This window comes from Kitasatospora sp. NPDC006697 (genome assembly GCF_042869935.1).
In the GTDB taxonomy this organism is placed as follows: Bacteria; Actinomycetota; Actinomycetes; order Streptomycetales; family Streptomycetaceae; genus Kitasatospora.
In genome coordinates, this window is the sequence record NZ_JBIAGU010000023.1 from 136,046 (window position 1) to 153,589 (window position 17,544).

General features: G+C 73.8%; 15 protein-coding genes. 10 read left to right on the plus strand and 5 right to left on the minus strand.

The window, feature by feature from the left end; translation table 11 throughout:
- Positions 1-134 precede the first annotated feature (134 nt).
- On the minus strand, positions 135-770 hold the full coding sequence (locus tag ACFYNO_RS28375) for a GNAT family N-acetyltransferase (RefSeq protein ID WP_388018493.1): 636 nt from the start codon (positions 768-770) through the stop codon (positions 135-137).
- A gap of 245 nt (positions 771-1,015) precedes the next feature.
- Here ACFYNO_RS28375 and ACFYNO_RS28380 point away from each other — a divergent pair, with 245 nt between their 5' ends.
- From ACFYNO_RS28380 to ACFYNO_RS28390, 3 genes are all read left to right on the plus strand, one after another.
- Positions 1,016-1,540: a GNAT family N-acetyltransferase gene (locus ACFYNO_RS28380; RefSeq protein WP_388018496.1), complete on the plus strand. Its 525-nt coding sequence runs from the start codon at positions 1,016-1,018 to the stop codon at positions 1,538-1,540.
- 89 nt (positions 1,541-1,629) lie between these two features.
- The gene (locus ACFYNO_RS28385) at positions 1,630-2,358 is read left to right on the plus strand and encodes a DUF5995 family protein (protein WP_388018499.1); all 729 of its coding nucleotides are present in this window, start codon (positions 1,630-1,632) and stop codon (positions 2,356-2,358) included.
- Between the two features lie 303 nt (positions 2,359-2,661).
- Positions 2,662-4,050: a nucleobase:cation symporter-2 family protein gene (locus ACFYNO_RS28390; protein WP_388018502.1), complete on the plus strand. Its 1,389-nt coding sequence runs from the start codon at positions 2,662-2,664 to the stop codon at positions 4,048-4,050.
- 62 nt (positions 4,051-4,112) lie between these two features.
- On the opposite strand, the gene ACFYNO_RS28395 is transcribed toward ACFYNO_RS28390, so the two are convergent.
- A complete protein-coding gene (locus ACFYNO_RS28395) occupies positions 4,113-6,614 on the minus strand; it encodes a lamin tail domain-containing protein (RefSeq protein WP_388018505.1) in 2,502 nt (833 codons plus the stop codon).
- Between the two features lie 198 nt (positions 6,615-6,812).
- Here ACFYNO_RS28395 and ACFYNO_RS28400 point away from each other — a divergent pair, with 198 nt between their 5' ends.
- From ACFYNO_RS28400 to ACFYNO_RS28415, 4 genes are all read left to right on the plus strand, one after another.
- On the plus strand, positions 6,813-8,327 hold the full coding sequence (locus tag ACFYNO_RS28400; RefSeq protein ID WP_388018508.1) for an FAD-binding oxidoreductase: 1,515 nt from the start codon (positions 6,813-6,815) through the stop codon (positions 8,325-8,327).
- A 119-nt stretch (positions 8,328-8,446) separates the two neighbouring features.
- The gene (locus tag ACFYNO_RS28405) at positions 8,447-8,617 is read left to right on the plus strand and encodes a hypothetical protein (protein ID WP_388018511.1); all 171 of its coding nucleotides are present in this window, start codon (positions 8,447-8,449) and stop codon (positions 8,615-8,617) included.
- 58 nt (positions 8,618-8,675) lie between these two features.
- On the plus strand, positions 8,676-8,978 hold the full coding sequence (locus tag ACFYNO_RS28410; protein WP_388018514.1) for a GNAT family N-acetyltransferase: 303 nt from the start codon (positions 8,676-8,678) through the stop codon (positions 8,976-8,978).
- A complete protein-coding gene (locus ACFYNO_RS28415; RefSeq protein ID WP_388018517.1) occupies positions 8,978-9,391 on the plus strand; it encodes a (4Fe-4S)-binding protein in 414 nt (137 codons plus the stop codon). Before ACFYNO_RS28410 ends, ACFYNO_RS28415 begins: the two co-directional genes overlap by 1 nt.
- Positions 9,392-9,582: 191 nt before the next feature.
- On the opposite strand, the gene dacB is transcribed toward ACFYNO_RS28415, so the two are convergent.
- The 3 genes from dacB to ACFYNO_RS28430 form a co-directional block, all read right to left on the minus strand.
- On the minus strand, positions 9,583-11,160 hold the full coding sequence (gene dacB, locus ACFYNO_RS28420) for a D-alanyl-D-alanine carboxypeptidase/D-alanyl-D-alanine-endopeptidase (RefSeq protein ID WP_388018520.1): 1,578 nt from the start codon (positions 11,158-11,160) through the stop codon (positions 9,583-9,585).
- A gap of 167 nt (positions 11,161-11,327) precedes the next feature.
- Positions 11,328-12,965 (minus strand): amidohydrolase, encoded by a 1,638-nt coding sequence (locus tag ACFYNO_RS28425; protein WP_388018523.1) that lies wholly within the window; start codon positions 12,963-12,965, stop codon positions 11,328-11,330.
- 34 nt (positions 12,966-12,999) lie between these two features.
- The gene (locus tag ACFYNO_RS28430) at positions 13,000-14,424 is read right to left on the minus strand and encodes an APC family permease (RefSeq protein ID WP_388018556.1); all 1,425 of its coding nucleotides are present in this window, start codon (positions 14,422-14,424) and stop codon (positions 13,000-13,002) included.
- Positions 14,425-14,655: 231 nt separating this feature from the next.
- Between ACFYNO_RS28430 and ACFYNO_RS28435 the strand changes: the two genes are divergently transcribed.
- The 3 genes from ACFYNO_RS28435 to ACFYNO_RS28445 all read left to right on the plus strand — a co-directional run bounded on the left by ACFYNO_RS28435 (position 14,656) and on the right by ACFYNO_RS28445 (position 17,284).
- Complete coding sequence (locus ACFYNO_RS28435; protein ID WP_388018526.1) at positions 14,656-15,357, plus strand: TetR/AcrR family transcriptional regulator; 702 nt, start codon at positions 14,656-14,658, stop codon at positions 15,355-15,357.
- 121 nt (positions 15,358-15,478) lie between these two features.
- Complete coding sequence (locus ACFYNO_RS28440) at positions 15,479-16,876, plus strand: NAD(P)/FAD-dependent oxidoreductase (protein WP_388018529.1); 1,398 nt, start codon at positions 15,479-15,481, stop codon at positions 16,874-16,876.
- 60 nt (positions 16,877-16,936) lie between these two features.
- Positions 16,937-17,284 carry a cupin domain-containing protein gene (locus tag ACFYNO_RS28445; RefSeq protein WP_388018532.1) on the plus strand — a complete coding sequence of 116 codons (348 nt, stop codon included), beginning with the start codon at positions 16,937-16,939 and terminating at the stop codon, positions 17,282-17,284.
- Positions 17,285-17,544: the final 260 nt, after the last annotated feature.

A 17,544-nucleotide genomic window follows, 5' to 3' on the forward strand; every position in this document is an offset into this window, starting at 1 on the left:
GTCATCGCACGGGGTACGGAGCGCTGCCCCGATCTCCCCCGGCCGCCGTCGGCCACCCTGGCAGGCGGCCGGCTGACCCCGTGTCAGGCACTCGTCCGGGGGACCAGCCGGGCCGCGTAGCGCCGCGGAGCGCCTCAGCCGGCCCGGCGGGCGCGGAGCCGCTCGATCCGCGCGGTCAGGTGGTCGCGGACCCCGGGCCAGTCCTCGGCCGTGATCGCGTAGATCGCGGAGTCCCGGAGCAGGCCGTCCTCACCCGGCGCCCAGGAGCGGGACCAGTTGCGCAGCACCCCCTCGAACCGGGCGCCGACCGACTCGATCGCCGCCCGGGAGCGGGCGTTGCGGGCGTCGGTCTTCAGGTCGAGCCGGGCCACGCCCCACTCCTCGAAGGCGTGCCGGAAGAGCAGGAACTTCGACTCCGTGTTCAACCCCGTGCCCTGCGCGGCCCCGGCCAGCCAGGTGAAGCCCACCTCGATGGCGAACAGCGTCCCGGTGTCGGGCAGCAGCCGGGGATCCCAGTACGCGGTGGCCCCCACCGGCTTGCCGGTCGCCAGGTCGATCTGCGCGTAGGGCGCGAGCTTGCCCTCGCGGTGCCGGGCCAGCTGCGCCTCGATATAGCCGGGGACCTGGTCCGGGTTCGGCACCCAGGTGTAGCCGAAGGACTCCCGCCGCTCGCCGACCACCTCCGCCAGGCCCGCCGCGTGCCGGTGATCCAGCGGCTCCAGCCGCACCGACTCACCCTCAAGGACCGGCCCCACCAGTTGGAAGCTCATCGCGCTCCACCCTCCAAGTTCGCTCGCCGACTGCTGCCGGGGACGTTAACTACCCCGGTGCCGGCGCCACGAACGAATTTCGGTCGAGCACACGCGGGGCGGGCGATCACGCGGGGCGGGCGGTCCGGCCGGGGAGCGCGGCCGCGGAGGAGGTGCTGCTCGGCGTGGGTGGACGGAGGGTTCCAGGATGAGATGATCTTCGGGTTGTCGGCGGAGTAGTGGCGCACCACCGGGGGAGACGGACGATGGACGAGCACCGGCTGACGGGGATCCTCGACCTGGCGGCCTACGGTCCGGCCGAGAAGCGGCAGGTCGTCGGCGAGAACGAGGACCCGGCCGGGGTCGCGGTGACCGGGCTGACCTGGCGGCTCAAGGAGCGGCACGTCGGCATCCGGGACGGCGAGCGGTTGGTGGCCCACGCCGGGTGGGTGGAGGTGCCGGTGCGGGTCGGCGCGGGTGAGCTGCGGGCGGCCGGGATCGGGGCCGTAGCGGTGGCGCCGGAGCTGCGCCGGCGCGGGCTGGCCGGCGCGGTGGTGACGGCCGCGATGGAGCGGGCGGGGGCCGAGGGGCTGGAGTTCGGGCTGCTTTTCTGCTGGCCCCGGCTGGTTCCGCTCTACGGCGGGCTCGGCTGGCGGCCGGTGGCGGGGGAGGTGCTGGTGGAGCAGCCGGGCGGCCCGGCGGTGATGCCGATGCGGACCATGTGGGCGCCGCTGGCCGACGGGGCGCAGTGGCCCGAAGGCGCGGTCCGGCTGTTGTCGCTGCCGTTCTGAGCGCGCTCGCCGCGGGGCAGCAGTGGATCATGGTGACCCGTTAAAGTCATATCATCACGCGATGTCACTGTGACTTCCAGGAGGCCCCCATGAGCACGGAGCCGGCTCCGGCCCCCACCGCCCAGCTCCCGGCGGCGGTCGACGGCGTGATCCAGCGGATGAAGCAGATCGACGGCTCGCTGGCCGCTGCCGACGGCGTGGCCTGCTTCAACCGGATGTACCTGACGGTCACCGAACTGGTCGCGGCCAAGCTCACCGAGGGGTTCTTCGAGGACGGCGCCTTCATCGAGCGGATGGACGTGCTCTTCGCGAGCCTGTACTTCCGCAACGTGGACGCCGGGTCGGCCGGGTGGCCGGTGAACCCGGCCTGGGGGCCGCTGATCGCGGCGCGCGGCGAGGGCGACCGGGTCCTGCCGATCCAGTTCGCGCTGAGCGGGATGAACGCGCACATCAACCACGACCTGGCGCTGGCCGTGATCCTCACCTGCCAGGAGCGGGGGACCACACCCGAGGCCCCGTCGGTGCACGCCGACTACCAGAAGGTGAACCAGCTGCTCTCCCAGGTGGAGGCGCAGGTGCGGGCCGAGTTCGAGCCCGAGCGGCTCAGGCTGGAGACGGCGGAGGCGGAGCCGCTGGAGCACATCCTCTCCAGCTTCACCATCGACGCCGCCCGCGATGCGGCCTGGCTCTCGGTGCAGTCGCTCTGGGCGCAGCGCGAGGTGAGGTTCGCCTACGACCTCTCCTGCGACGCGCTCGCCCGGGCCGTCGGGATGGCCGGCCGCCTGCTGCTGACCCCGGTGGTCCGCGCCGCCGCCTGAGCCCTCCGCACGGTCGGTGAGCGGCCGGACCGGCACCGTGACCAGCGGTGGGCCGGCGCGGGACAATATTCAACAGAGTGTTGACGTGATGTTGCCGAGGCGCTTAGCTGAACGCCAACACGGCAGCGAGGCCGGTCGCCACGAGCACAACCACCGCTCGCTGCTTGTCAGTTGAGAGTTGGCATCCGATCAGCACGGTCGGGCCCGGCGCAGCGCCGCGCCTCCGTCACACCACCACCACATCGCGCCCCCTTCCGCACCGTCCCTGCCAGGAGGCCGGCCGAGTGAGGAGGGGGAACCACCATGCCCGCATCCGCACCCGCATCCGACCAGCCCGTCCACCCCGTCGACGAACGGCTCCCGGCGCGCCGCCTGGTGCCGGCGGCGCTGCAGCACATCGCGGCGATGTACGCGGGCGTGGTCGCGCCGCCGCTGATCATCGGACCGGCCTGCGGCCTGGACGCCAGGGACCAGACCTATCTGATCGCCGCCAGCCTGCTGGTGGCCGGTGCCGCCACCCTGCTGCAGACCCTCGGGCTGGGCCGGTTCGCCGGCAACCGGCTGCCCTTCGTGAACGCCGCCTCCTCCGCGGGCATCGGCCCGATGCTGGCCATCGCCGACCAGTCGCACGGCACCCACCGGCTGCCGACCATCCTGGGCGCGGTGCTGGTCGCCGGTGCGTTCTGCCTGCTGGCCGGCCCGTTCTTCGGCCGGCTGATGCGGTTCTTCCCGCACCAGGTGATCGGTGTGGTGATCACCCTGATCGGCGTCACGCTGATCCCGGTGCCGGTGCAGTGGGCGCGCGGCGGGAGCGCGACGACGGCGGGCTTCAACTCGCCGTCCAACCTGGCGCTGGCCGCCTTCACCCTGGTGGTGATCGTCGCCATGCAGCGGTTCTTCACGGGCTTCCTCAAGCAGATCGCGCTGCTGCTGGGCATGCTGGTCGGCACGCTGGCCGCGATCCCGCTCGGCAGGGTGGACACCCACGCCTTCTCCACCGCCGCGGCGGTCGCGGTGCCGACCCCGTTCCGGTTCGGCGTGCCGGAGTTCCAGCCGGCCGCGATCGTCTCGATGGCGCTGGTGATGTTGGTGCTGATGACCGAGAGCTCGGCCGGCATGCTGGCGGTCGGGGAGATCTGCGACCGCCCGGTGGACCGCGCCACCATCACCCGCGGCCTGCGCACCGACGGCGTGGCCACCCTGGTCGGCTCGCTCTTCGGCTCCTGCGCGACCAGCGCCTTCGCGCAGAACGTCGGCGTGGTCTCGCTGACCCGGGTGCGCAGCCGGTACGTGGTCGCCTCGGCCGGTGCCGTGCTGGTGGTGCTCGGCCTCTTCCCCAAGCTGGGCACGGCGGTCTCGCTGGTGCCGATGCCGGTGCTGGGCGGCGCCGGGATCGTGCTCTTCGGCACCATCGCGGTGGGCGGGATCCGCTCGCTGGTCAAGATCGACCTGGACGACGCCCCGAACATCGTGATCATCGCGGTCTCGCTGGCCGTCGGCCTGATCCCGCTGGCCGCGCCGGAGGTGCACGACGCGCACGGGGTGCTGGTCACCCCCGGGATCTACCACGACTTCCCGTCCTGGGCTCAGACCATCCTGAACAGCGGGATCAGTGCCGGCGCGCTCACGGCGGTGCTGCTCAACCTGGTCTTCAACCACCTCGGCGCCCGCCGGATGGTGGCGGTGCGCTGATCCGGCCGCAGGCGCGCAACGGCCCCGGGCGCCGCGCGGGCGCCCGGGGCCGCGCCCCGGCGCTACGGCCGGAAATGCACCACCTGCGGGTCGTGGTCGCTGGCCTGGGCGGAGTACTCGGAGTTCACGTGCACCACCTGGTAGCGGTAGTCGCGGACCCCGGGCGAGACCAGGATGTGGTCCAGCACCTGGGAGATGCCGTCGTACACGTAGGTGTACTGCTGGTCGGCCGGCAGGGTGGTGATCAGGTCGGTGAGGACCCGGTCGCCGCTGCCGTCCGCGGTACCGGTGGTGAGGGCGTTGAGCGCCGGGCTGAACTGGTAGTCGTTCAGGTCGCCGACGGCCACCACCGCGGCCTTCTTGTCCACCGCGAGCAGCTGCTGCACGAAGTCGTGCTCGACCTGCGCCTGCCCGGCCCGCTGCACCTGGGAACTCTGCGCCGGGTACTGGTAGCGGCCGAACTGGTTCTGGTCGCCCAGCTTGGCGGTGAAGTGGTTGGCGATCACGAAGACGTCGTCGCCGCGGAACCTGAACTGGCCCACCAGCGGCTTGCGGCTGGCCGTCCAGACCGGGTTGGCCGGGTCGATCCGGCCCGGCGAGAGGGTCAGCGCGGGGCCGCCGTGCTGCTTGACCACCTTGGTGGCGGTGGCGCTGCGGTCCACCGAGGGGTCGCCGGCGTCCACGAAGGAGACCCGGGCCGGGTTGAAGAGGAAGACGGTGCGGATGTTGCCGCCGGGCTGGCCGCCGTCCTTGTCGTTGACCGGGTCGATCTCGCGGTACTGGTAGGCCGGGCCGCCGGCGGCCGAGATGGCGGCGGTCAGCTTGGCCAGCGTCTGGTCGGCGGCGGTGGTGCCGTCGTCGGTGGCGCCGCTGTTGTCCTGGATCTCCTCGACGGCGATGACGTCCGGCGAGGCCAGGTTGGTGACCACCCCGCCGGCCAGCCGCTGGTACTTGGCGTCCGGGTCGCCGGGGGCCAGGTTCTCCACGTTGTAGGTGGCGACCGAGAGGTCCTTCGCCCCGCCGGGCGCGGCCGTGACCGGCGCCAGGGTGTTGTGCACCGGGGTGCCCAGGGTGGAGGCGGCGACCAGGTAGCCGCCGTACTGCGAGTAGTCGATCGGGCCGACGGTGGCGCCGCTGAAGCGGTCGCCCACGTTCACGCCGGGGTTGCTGCCGTCGGCCGGGACCACCTCGAGCAGGCCGGAGGGCACCTGGTTCTCGCCGAGCAGCTCGGTGCCGCCGCGGTAGGTGGCGGCCTGGTCCGGACGGACCGTCACGTACTGCTCGCCGTACTTGTCGGAGGGGCCGACCACCCGGGCGTCGTCCACCTCGACCCGCATGCCCTCGATCGACTCGTAGAAGTCGAGCGCGGAGCGGGCCGGGGTCACCGGGGTGCTCTCGATGCTCGCGCCGCCCAGGTCGGGGGCGTAGACCGCGGGCACGTCGGCGGCACTCAGCACGATCGGCGCGGGCAGCGGGTTGCCCTTGCCGACGGTGCTGACCGTGGAGCCGGTCAGCTCGGTGACCGAGAGGTTGGAGGTGGTCGCGGCGGTGTCGCCGCTGGCCAGCGGGTAGTAGTCGGACACCTTGCCGGAGACCAGCACCGAGTCGCCGACCTGCACGGTCGGGGCGGAGCCGGTGTAGACGAACAGGCCCTCGCTGGTGGCCGGGTCGTTGTCGGGCTGCGGGTCCTGGATCCAGTAGCCCTTGGTGCCGCTGGTGCGCACGGCGGTGACGATGCCGGGCACGTCGGTGACGCTCTTGCCGTTCTGCGGGGATATCCAGCCGGCGCCCTGGATGTCGTGGATCCGCAGTGGGCCGGGCGTCGGGGCCGGCGTGCCGGTCGGGGTCGCCGAGGCCGAGGGAGAAGCCGAGGCGGAGGCCGAAGCGGAAGCCGAGGCCGACGGCGAGGCGGAGGCGCTCGGGCCGTCGGCGGTCCCGGGCTGACCGGGCGTCGGAGCCCCGGCCGTGAAGTCGGCGCCGTTCTGGTCGGTGTCCGTGCCGTGCGGGTCCCGGGCCACCGAGGTGGCGTTGCTCGCGGCCGGCGCGTCGGCGCTGCCCTCGTGCACCACGGCCGTGCCGTAGCCGACCAGGTCGTGGACGGTGGAGTCGGCCGCGCAGTCGGCGGCGGTCTTGCAGGTCAGCGCGGTGCTGCCGCTGACCAGCGCGACGGTGCCGCTGGTGCCGCCGAGGTTGATCGCACCGGTGGCGTCGGGGGTCGGCAGGTCCTGGGCGCCGCCCGTGCCGGCCGCCTCGGCGATCAGGTAGGTCGCACCCGGCGCCAGCGTGCCGCCGACCGGGGTCACCTGCCAGGTGGTGCTCGCGCCGGGGGCGGCGGGGAGGTACTGCACCGACCAGCCGTCCAGGCTGATCGGGGCGGTGCCGGCGTTGTGCAGCTCGATGAAGTCGTTCTTCAGCGTGGCGCCGGAGTTGCCGCCCCCGCCGTAGACCTCGCTGATCACCACGTCGGACGAACGGGCCGCCTGCGCGTTCGGCACCGCGGCGATCGCCGCGATCACCACCGAGGTGGCCCCGATGGCCAGCGACGCGCGTAGAGTTCTGGTCATGCCTCTCCCTGCTGATCAGGTATCAGAAGGATGGTGGGTGCAGGAGTTGAACCGCAAGAGGCCCGCACCTGAGGAGCCGGTGAACGCCTGTCCTCCAGAGGGCCCAGTCCCACGCGCGGACCGTCAACCGCCAATTGACGATGGCCGGGACGGCGGCCGCACCCGGGACGGCCCCGCGGCCCATCCGGGAGTGGCGAAGTGACGATCGATCGACGGCGGCTGCTGGCCGCACTGGGCGCCGGCGGCGCCGCGGTCCTGACCGGCGGCGGCCGCGCCGCCGCGCTGGCGGCCGGCCTGGACGCCTGGCCCGCCCGCACGGCGGGCCCGCGCACCCTGCCGCCGGACTGGCAGCGGCTGCGGGCCCGGCTCGGCAGCCGGCTGGTGATGCCCGGCGATCCGACCTACCCGACCTACCGCCTCGGCTACAACACCCTCTACGACGGGCAGCTCCCGGCGGCCGTCGCCCGCTGCGCCTCGCCCGCCGACGTGCAGGTCTGCCTGGACACCGCCCGCGGCCACGGCATCCCGATCGCCGCCCGCAGCGGCGGCCACAACTACCTGGGCTACAGCGTCCCGGACGCCGGCCTGGTGATCGACCTGCGGCTGATCTCCGACATCACCGTGGACCGGGACGGCACCGCCCGGGTCGGCGCCGGCGCCCGGTTGATCGAGGTCTACGCCGCTCTCGCCCAGGCCGGCCGGCTGCTCCCGGCCGGCTCCTGCCCCACCGTCGGCGTCAGCGGCCTGACCCTGGGCGGCGGCATCGGTGTGCTGACCCGCAAGTACGGCCTGACCTGCGACCGGCTGACCCGGGCCCGGCTGGTCGGCGCGGACTCCTGCCTGCTCGCCGCCTCCGGCGACGAGCAGCCCGAGCTGTACTGGGCGCTGCGCGGCGGGGGAGGCGGCAACTTCGGCATCGTCACCGGCTTCGAGTTCGCCACCGAGCCCGCACCCCCGCTGACGGTCTGTTCGCTCTCCTTCCCCGCCGGTTCGGCCGCCGCCGTGCTCGGAGCCTGGCAGGAGTGGGCGGCGGCGGCGCCCTTCGAGCTCTGGTCCACCTGCTCGCTCTCGGCCGGCAGCCCGCCGAGCAGCCGGGTGGTCGGCTGCCTGGTCGGCGACCCGGACACGATGAACCGCCAGCTGGACAGGCTGGTCGCGGCCGCCGGGGTGCGGCCGGCCACGCGCAGCGTGCTGCCGAAGAGCTACCTGGACGCGATGAAGTACATGGCCGGCTGCGCCAACGACACCATCGCCCAGTGCCACCCCACCTGGGAGGGCGGGGTGCTGCCCCGGGACGGCTTCGTCGCGGGCTCCCGGATGCTCGGCTCCCGGCCGCTGGACGCCGCGCAGGCGGTCGCGCTGGTGGACGGCCGCAGCGGGGTGGACGTGCTGTTCGACGTGCTCGGCGGCGCCGTGGCCCGGCTCGCGCCCGACGCCACGGCCTTCCCGCACCGCGACTCGCTGGCCAGCGTGCAGATCTACGCGAGCACCACCCCGGCCGGCCGAGACCGGGCCACCCGCACGGTCGGCGAGATCCGCGACGGCCTGGCGGCGCTCGGCGCGCGGGGGGCCTACGTCAACTACCTGGACGCCACCCAGCCGGACTGGGGCACCGCCTACTACGGCGGCAACCTGCAGCGCCTCAAGGCGGTGGCCCGGCGCTACGACCCGGACGGCGTCTTCGCCTTCCCGCGCTCGATCGCGGCGGCCTGAGCGGCCCGCTCGCCGACTGTTCCGATCGTCAGGTGACACGCTCAGCGGATTGGACGAAATCTGACGATAGGCCTGGTCAGCATCGGTCACCAGGACCCGGACGGGCTCGGAGGAGGTCGGTGCCCGCGGCAGAACCGCGCGAGGCCTGGCGGCGGCTGCACCGCTTGAGCAGCCTGGCGAGCCTGGTCGGCACCCTGGTGACGGTGGTGGCGATCGCGCTCGGCGTGCTGGTCGGCGCCGGCTTCCGGCGGCGCACCCACCTGGAGGTGGCGCCCGCGGGCGAGGAATGAGCCGTCCGGACGGCGCGGCACCCTGGCCGGGCCCGCCGCCGCGGGCGATCATGGGCGGGTGGAGATCGAGATTCGCGACGCCGAGGCGGCGCACCGGTTCGAGGCATGGGCGGGCGGCGAGTTGGCCGGGTTCGCCGAGTACCTGCGCAGCGACGGCCTGGTGGTCTACCCGCACACCGTGGTGGAGCCGGCCTACGAGGGCAAGGGCGTCGGCTCGGCGCTGGCCCGGGCGGCGCTGGACGACGCCCGCCGGCGCGACCTCCCCGTGCTGGCCACCTGCCCCTTCATCCAGGGCTGGATGCTGAGCCACCCCGAGTACACCGACCTCGCCTACCAGAACCGCAGCCGGGTGAGCGACTGATGACCGACCGTCCGGGCGTCAAGTCCTACCGGGCCGAGGGCATCACGGTGCACTACGAGACGGCGCTGTGCCGGCACGCCGCCGAGTGCGTGCACGGCCTGCCGGCCGTCTTCGACACCGCCCGCCGCCCGTGGATCGACCCCGGCGCCGAACCGCCCGAGCGGGTCGCCGAGGTGGTCCGGCGCTGCCCGACCAGCGCCCTCACCTACGAGCTGACCGGCGGCGCGCCGGAGCGGCCGGACAGCCCGACCACCGTGGCCCGCACCGCCGACGGCCGCCTGCTGCTCCGCGGCGAGCTGCTGCTGCGCCGCCCGGAGGGCGACCGGGAGCTGACCCGGGCGATGCTCTGCGGCTGCGGTAGCAGCGCCGACCAGCCGTACTGCGACCGCAGCGGCGCCTGCGGCCAGGCCTGACGGGCCGTCAGCCGCCGCGGGTGCCGTCGGCGGGCGGGGTGCCGGCGGTCAGGTAGGCCGCCGCGGCCTGGTCGATGCAGGCGCTGTGCCGCCCGACCGAGGCTGCCCTGGTCCAGCAGTCGTTCGCCCACGGGGCGACCGGTTTTCCGGGCCCGCGGGCGAACTGTGACCGGCCGTCGATCAGCGGTCCGTCAGGGCGACTCCTCCTGGAGCAGGGCGTCGATGTGGAAGGAGTCGTCGGCGATGTCGAAGAAGGTCTCGATGGTGGGCGTCCAGGCGCCGTTGACCCCGACGAAGAAGGTGTGCAGGCAACCGCTGTTGGTGATCAGGTAGCCCGCGGTGGTCTGGGAGCCGACCGCGAGGCGCTGGTTGAGGTCGTCGGGGCCGATGAAGACGCCGGGTTTGGTGAAGACCTTGCCCTTGGCGGGGCAGCCGCTGGTGCAGTAGAGGGCGCCGGAGCCGTCCACGCCCAGGATCGGCAGCGAGGTGCGGAAGGCGTCGGCGTCGGGGGTGCGCAGCCAGTAGGCGAGCAGGCGGGTGAGGCCGTCGGGGGTGACCCGGTCGTTCGGGTCGCCGCCGCGGCCGTCCGCGAGCTGGAACTCGGTCGGGTCCACCTGGGCGGTGTCGGCCAGGAAGTCGTGCTCGAGGCCGAAGGCGGTCGTGCAGTCGGTGAAGCCCCGGGCGGCGGCCATGTCGCACAGCGCCAGGTTGGCGCCCAGGTTGTGGCTGACCTTGAGGATCAGCTTGGCGTACTCGCGGTAGGGCGGGGAGGTGTAGGCGGCCAGCTGCGGCACGCCCTGGTAGCCGGCGGGCAGTTCGCCGACCGGGTCGGCGCCGGTGGGCGGTGCGCTGACGGTGACTCCGGCCCGGGCCAGCGCCTCGATCAGCGCGGTGCGGCCGAAGGCGTCCGGGTCCTGGACGGGGGAGGTGCGCAGGGTGGGCCGGGCGTCGGCGGCGATGGTGCCGGAGAGGGTGATCGCGGTGCCGTCGGGGGAGGCGGCGACCTGGATGTCGGTCTGGCCGCCGGCGGCCACCGTCCGCACGGTGGAGGTGACGTGGTACGGCGCCACCTGCGGGCGCCAGCTCAGCGCGGCCGGCTCGCCGGGGGTGGTCGGCGTGGAGAGCAGGTCGATCAGGTTGTCGTTGATGATCAGCGGGGTGGGCTGCGGGTCCAGCGCGGGGCGGGCGAACTTGCGGGAGTCCACCACCACGTCGCCGTTGACGGTGGTCACGCCCGCGGCGCGGACCTGCCGGGCGAGCTGGTCCAGGCCGGCCAGCGGGTCCTCGGGGGTGAGGGTGGCGCCGGGGGTGTCGTTGGCGTAGGTGTGGTCGATGACGGTGTAGTCGACCGAGCCGTCCGGCTTGGTGCGGCCGCCCATGGTGAGGTCGCCCTGGGCGACCAGGGCGAGGTCGCCGTCGAGCACGCTGCCGTGCCGGTCGCCGAGGGCGAGCACCGGGGTGGTGAAGACCGAGTCGGGGCCGAGGACGTGCCAGGCGGCCGACTCGGTGACGATCTTGGCGGTGGAGCCGGGGATGAAGTACCGGTCGGCCTGCTGCGAGTGCACCGCCTGCCCGCTGGCCGGGTCCACCTCCAGCAGGCCCCACTGGGCGTGCTGGTAGGCGGGTTTGGCCATCACCGCGCGGATCGCGGGGGAGAGCCCGTCGGACGGGGGCGGCGGCGGGTTGGCGGCGGCGGTGCCGGCCGTGGCCAGCAGCAGCACGCCGGCGACGGCCCAGCCGCGCAGCCGCCGGGGGTTCCTTACGCTCATTCGATCAGCCGTTCTGGAGTCGGATACCCGCTCGGCGGGCGCTCGGCCGCATCGTAGGGAGCGCGGGCACCCCGGTCGCCGGGCCCGCCCGGGGCGGTCCGAAACCCCACCCGGACAGCCCAGCGGGCGCGGCACCAGCATTGCCGCGCCCGCTGGGTGACCGATCGTCAGACGAGCGAGTGGACCCGCTCGCCGCCGACGAAGGTCTGCTCCACCCGGGCCAGGTGGATCTCCTCGGCCGGGGCGGCGAACACGTCCCGGTCCAGCACCACCAGGTCGGCGAGCTGGCCGGGGCGCAGGCTGCCGGCGTCGTCGTGGCCGTTCACGTGGGCCGAGCCGGCCGTGTACGCGGCGATGGCGGTGGCCAGGTCGAGGCGCTGCTCGGGCAGGAAGACCCGGCCGTCGGTGGCCTCCGGCTCCATCCGGTTGACCGCGACGTGCAGGCCGGCCAGCGGGTCCGGGCTGCTGACCGGCCAGTCGCTGCCCGCCGCCAGGGTCGCCCCGGCCCGGACCAGGGCGCCGAAGGGGTACTGCCAGGAGGCGCGTTCGGGGCCCAGGAACGGGATGGTGAGCTCGTCCATCTGCGGCTCGTGGGCGGCCCAGAGCGGCTGGATGTTGGCGATCGCGCCGAGCCGGGCGAACCGGACCAGGTCGTCCGGGTGGACCACCTGGAGGTGGGCCAGGTGGTGCCGGTTGCCCCGGCGGCCGTTGGCGGCCAGCGCCGCCTCGAGCGCGTCCAGGGCCTCGCGGACCGCGCGGTCGCCGAGCGCGTGGAAGTGCACCTGGAAGTCCAGCGCGTCCAGCTCGGTGACGTAGCCGCGCAGCGCCGCCGGGTCGACGAAGCTCAGGCCCGAGTTGGCGGTGGCGCAGCCGCAGGCGTCCAGGTAGGGGCTGCCGAGCGCGGCGGTGAAGTTCTCCGCGATGCCGTCCTGCATGATCTTGACCGAGCCGGCCCGGAACCGGCCGTGGGTCAGCTCGCGGCGGCGCTCGACCAGCTCGGTGATCTGCTCGGCGCCGCGCTCGCGCTGCCACCAGAGCGCGCCGGTCACCCGGGCGGTCAGCGAGCCGTCCCGGGCGGCGGCGAGGTAGGCGTCCGAGGGGTCCGGGTTGCCGTTGAAGGCGCCGAGCAGCGCGTCCTGCCAGCCGGTGATGCCCAGCGAGTGCAGCAGCCGCTGGGCCCGGAGCAGGGCGGCGACCCGGTCGGCCGGGGTGGTCGGTGGGATCAGCCGGGCGACCAGGCCGGTGGCGCCCTCCTGCAGCACGCCGCTGGGCGTGCCGTCGGCCTCCCGCTCGATCCGCCCGTCGGCCGGGTCGGGGGTCTCCCGGGTCAGGCCGGCCAGCTCCAGCGCCCGGGTGTTGACCCAGGCGCCGTGGTGGTCCCGGTTGGGCAGGTAGACCGGGCGGTCCGGCACCACCGCGTCGAGCAGCTGACGGGTCGGCAGGCCGCCCGCGAAGCTCTCCATCGACCAGCCGCCGCCGGTGACCCACTCCCGCTCCGGGTGGGCGTCGGCGAACTCGCGCACCAGGCGCAGGTACTCGTCCACCCCGGTGGTGCCGGAGAGGTCGCAGTCGGCCAGCTCCAGGCCGCCGGAGACGGCGTGCACGTGGGCGTCCTGGAAGCCGGCCAGCAGCAGCCGGCCGGAGAGGTCGACCACCTCGGTCTTCGGGCCGATCAGCTCGCGCACCTCGTCGTGGCCGACGGCGGTGATCCGCTCGCCGGTCACGGCCAGGCCGCTCGCCCGGGTGCGGGCGGGGTCGCCGGTGTGCACGGGTCCGTTGGTGAAGACCAGATCGGCCTTGGACATGGTTGTGCTCCAGGGAGGTGTCAGAGAGGGGTGGTCAGGAGGTGGCGTGGCGCTCGGTGAAGTACGGCGAGCGGCGGTACCAGCGCGCCCAGGCGGCGGCCAGCAGTCCGGAGCCGATCATCAGCACCGGCATCATCAGCTCGAACCAGCCGTTCTCCGCGGCCAGCGCGAAGTGGTCGGCGGAGTCGTAGAAGCTCCAGGCGAGGTAGCCGCCGACGGCCAGCAGCACCACGGCGCCGACCAGCGGGGCGACCACCACCCGCAGCCCCTCCAGCGGGGCGCTGCGCAGCAGGCCGCGGAACCGGACGGCGGCGGCGGTGGCGGTGAGCGCGTAGTAGAGGACGACCACGATGCCGATCGCGTTGACGGCGGCCGAGATCAGCTGGCCCACGGTGGGGATCACCAGCGCCAGCAGGGCCAGCGCCGCGGCGATCGCGGTGACCAGCAGGGTGCCGGCGGCCGGGGTCCGGTGGCGCTTGTGCAGCCGGGTCCAGACCGGGCCGAGGGTGCGGTCGCGGCCCATCGCGTACATGCCGCGGGCGGTCGGGATCACCGAGGCCTGCAGCGAGGCGGTGGCGGAGAACATCAGGGCGATCAGCGGCAGCGAGGCCAGCGGCTGGTGGGCCAGCTTGTTGCCGTAGTAGGTGAGGCCCTGGGCGCCGTTGTCGGCCAGCTCCTGCAGCGGCAGCACCCGCTGGAAGGCGACCGAGGCGAAGACGAAGAGCAGCAGCATCAGCACCAGCGAGCCGAACCCGGCCCGGGAGGCGTCCCGCGGGTCGCTGACCTCCTCGCCGATGCTGAAGACCGACTCGAAGCCCCAGTAGCAGAAGACCGCGAGCACCATGCCCTGGGCCAGCGCCTGCATCGAGGGGATACCGAACGGGTTGAACCACTCCAGCGAGAAGGACTGGGAGCCGGCGAAGAGGCCGTAGCCGAGGAAGCCGATCAGCACCACGTACTCGAAGACCAGCAGGTACTTCTGCAGCCGGGCCGCCAGGTCGACCCCGCGCACCGCGACCAGCGCGGCGGCGAACAGCACCACCAGGCCGAGCAGGGTGGACTGCAGGGTGGAGTTCGGGTCCAGGGCCACGCCGGCCAGGTGGTGGACGGTGGCCTGGCCGGCCAGCTGGATGATCGCCGAGCCGGTCACCGCGACGGTGTAGGCCATGAAGACGATGGTGCCGACCACGTTGACCCAGCCGGTCAGGAAGCCGAGCCAGGGGTTGAGCACCTGGCCGACCCAGCGGTAGCTGCTGCCCGCGTCCGGGTCGACCCGGTTGAGCCGGCCGTAGGCGCCGGCGATGCAGAGCACCGGCAGGAAGGCCAGCAGCATGATCGCCGGCAGGTGCAGGCCGACCACGCCCGCGATCAGGCCGAGGCCGATGCCGATGCTGCTGGTCGCGGCGGTACTGGAGGCCGAGATGACGATCGCGCCGGTGACGCCCAGGGATTTGCGCATCCCGGGCTGGTCGGTGCTGGTGGAGGCGACCGGGCTGCTGCCCGCGTCCCTGACTCTTGTTGCCAACGGATCACCACCGTGCTCGTGGGGTGTGGGGGAAGGGGGTGCTCCGGAACGGAGCGTGGGGGAGGAGCGCTCCGCGAGCGGAGCCGGGCCGGCCACCGGCCGGTTGGCTCGCCATGAAACCCGGCACCACTTCACACGTCAATGCCGTTGTCGTAAGCTCCGGCCATGGTAGACCGAGTGGTTCCCGGCCCCGAGCGGCGGCGCAGGCGCCCGACCAAGCAGGGCACCGTGCTCTCCGAGCAGCTGATCGTGGAGACCGCGCTGCGGCTGGTCGGCCAGCACGGCGCGGAGGCGCTGACCGTGCGGCGCCTGGGCCTGGCGCTGGGAGCGGACCCGAGCTCGATCTACCGGTACTTCCACAGCACCGACGACCTGCTGCTGGCCATCGCGGAGGAGCTGATCGGCCTGGCCCAGCACGGCTGGGAGGCCACCGGCGACTGGCGGGCCGACCTCGCCGAGATCGGGCTGCGGATCCACCGCTGCTACCAGGCGCACCCGCAGGCCGCGCTGCTCGCCGCGCACCGCACCACCGGGCGGGACAACGAGATCCGGGCGGTCGAGGCGATCCTCGGCATCCTGCGCCGGGCCGGGATGCCGGACCCTGAGGCGGTGCGGATCTACCATGCCTTCGTCGACCAGGCGCTGGCCTTCGCGGCGCAGGACGCGGCCACCCTGGCGATGCCCGCGCCGGCCGCCGCCGCCGACCTCGGGGTCTGGCAGCGGGCCTACGCCCGGCTCGACCCGCAGACCTATCCGAACATCGCGGCCACCGCCCCGCTGCTCGCCGCCGACATGCCGCGCAGCGGCTATCCGGTGGCGCTGGAACTGCTGCTGGACGCCGTCGCGGCCCGGCTGCCAGCGGCCTGAGGCCCTGGTCAGGGGGCCTTCCGGCCCCCTTATGTCAACGCCATTGACGTTGATGCGGGGAGCGGGTTCTGATGGCGGGAAGGAGGCCGGTCCTCCCCAAGCACCGAAGGAGTACCCCGCCATGCCCGACCCGGTCCGCTCGCTGCAGGACGCCAAGCCCGTGCCGTACTGGCTGGACGACCCCGGTCGGCCCGCCGCGCTGCCCGCGCTGGTCGGCGACGTGCGGTGCGACCTGCTGGTGGTCGGCGGCGGCTACAGCGGACTGTGGACGGCGCTGATTGCCAAGGAGCGCCACCCCGAGCGGGACGTGCTGCTGATCGAGGCGCAGGAGACCGGCTGGGCCGCCTCCGGCCGCAACGGCGGCTTCTGCGAGGCCAGCCTCACCCACGGCACCTTCAACGGCCACCAGCGCTGGCCCGCGGAGATGCACGCCCTGGAGCAGCTGGCCGAGCGCAACCTCCGGGGCATCGAGGAGACCATCCGGAGCTACGGCATGGACTGCGACTGGGAGCGCACCGGCTCCATCACCGTCGCCACCGAGCCCCACCAGCTGGCCGACCTCGAGGAGCTGCACCAGCTCGGCACCCGGTACGGCGGCGACCTGGCCGTGCTCGACCGCGAGCAACTGCGCGCCGAGATCGACTCGCCGACCTTCCTCGGCGGGGTCTGGGACCGCTCGGGCGTCGCCATGGTCCACCCGGCCAAGCTCGCCTGGGGCCTCAAGCAGGCCTGCCTCGACCTCGGGGTGCGGATCCACGAGAACACCAAGGCCACCGCGCTGGAGGAGTCCGGCCCCGGCATCGCCGTGCGCACCTCCTACGGACGGGTGCTGGCCCGCCAGGTCGCGCTCGCCACCAACGCCTTCCCCTCGCTGGTGCGCCGGCACCGCTTCTACACCGCGCCGGTCTACGACTACGCGCTGATGACCGAGGCGCTGACCGCCGAGCAGTTGGCCGCCGTCGGCTGGCAGCGCCGGCAGGGCTGGGCGGACGCCGCCAACCAGTTCCACTACGTGCGGCTCTCCGCCGACAACCGGATCCTGTTCGGCGGCTACGACGCCGTCTACCGGCCCGGCCAGGGCGTGCGGGCCGAACGCGACCAGCGGCCGCAGACCTTCGCCACCCTGGCCCGGCACTTCGCGCGGACCTTCCCCCAGCTGGACGGGGTCCGGTTCACCCACGCCTGGGGCGGCGCGATCGACACCTGCTCCCGGTTCAGCGCCTTCTTCGACCTCGGGTACCGGGGCCGGGTCGCCTACGCGGCCGGCTACACCGGCCTGGGCGTGGGAGCCACCCGGTTCGGCGCCGAGGTGATGCTGGACCTGCTCGCCGGGGAGCGGACCGAGCGCACCGCGCTGGAGATGGTGCGGCGCAAGCCGCTGCCGTTCCCGCCCGAGCCCGCCCGCTCGATCGGCATCGGCCTCACCAAGTGGTCGATGGCCCGGGCCGACGCCAACGGCGGCAGGCGCAACCTCTGGCTGCGCGCGCTGGACAAGGCCGGCCTCGGCTTCGACAGCTGACCGCCGCCGGGCACAGCCGACCACCCGTCAATCCGAGTACCTGAGAGCACGTCACCCCCCATGACCGACAGTTTCGCCGTCTACGTCCCCAACGCCGAGCTGGAGCCCGACCCGCTCGACCCGGCGCAGATCCTGGCCGGCACCCCCGAGGTCACCGGCAAGGTGCTCTGGGAGTCCCCGGACGGCCGCACCATCCGGGGCATCTGGCAGATCACCCCCGGCACCGTCACCGACACCGAGGCCGACGAGATGTTCGTGGTGGTCAGCGGCCGGGCCACCATCGAGATCGAGGACGGACCGGTGCTGGAAGTCGGCCCGGGCGACGTCTGCGTCCTGAAGGAGGGCGACCGCACGGTCTGGACCGTCCACGAGACGCTCCGCAAGGCGTACGCGATCACCCTCGCCTGACCCCGCCGACCGGGTCCCCGGGGGGGGGCGGGCGGGGGGGGGGGGGGGGCGGCGCCGGGGGGGGGGGGGGGGGCGGCGGGCCCCGCCCCCCCCCGGGGGGCCCGGCGCGGGGGGGGGGGGCGCCGCGGCCCGGGGGCGCGGGGGGGGGGGGGGGGGGGGGGTTGGGGTCGGGAAGGCATCGGTGTCTCCCTGAGTCGATGTGAGCGGATTCAACTCCTGGAGTAACAGGCCGTCAAGACTTGGCGCAGCGTTGAGGTTTT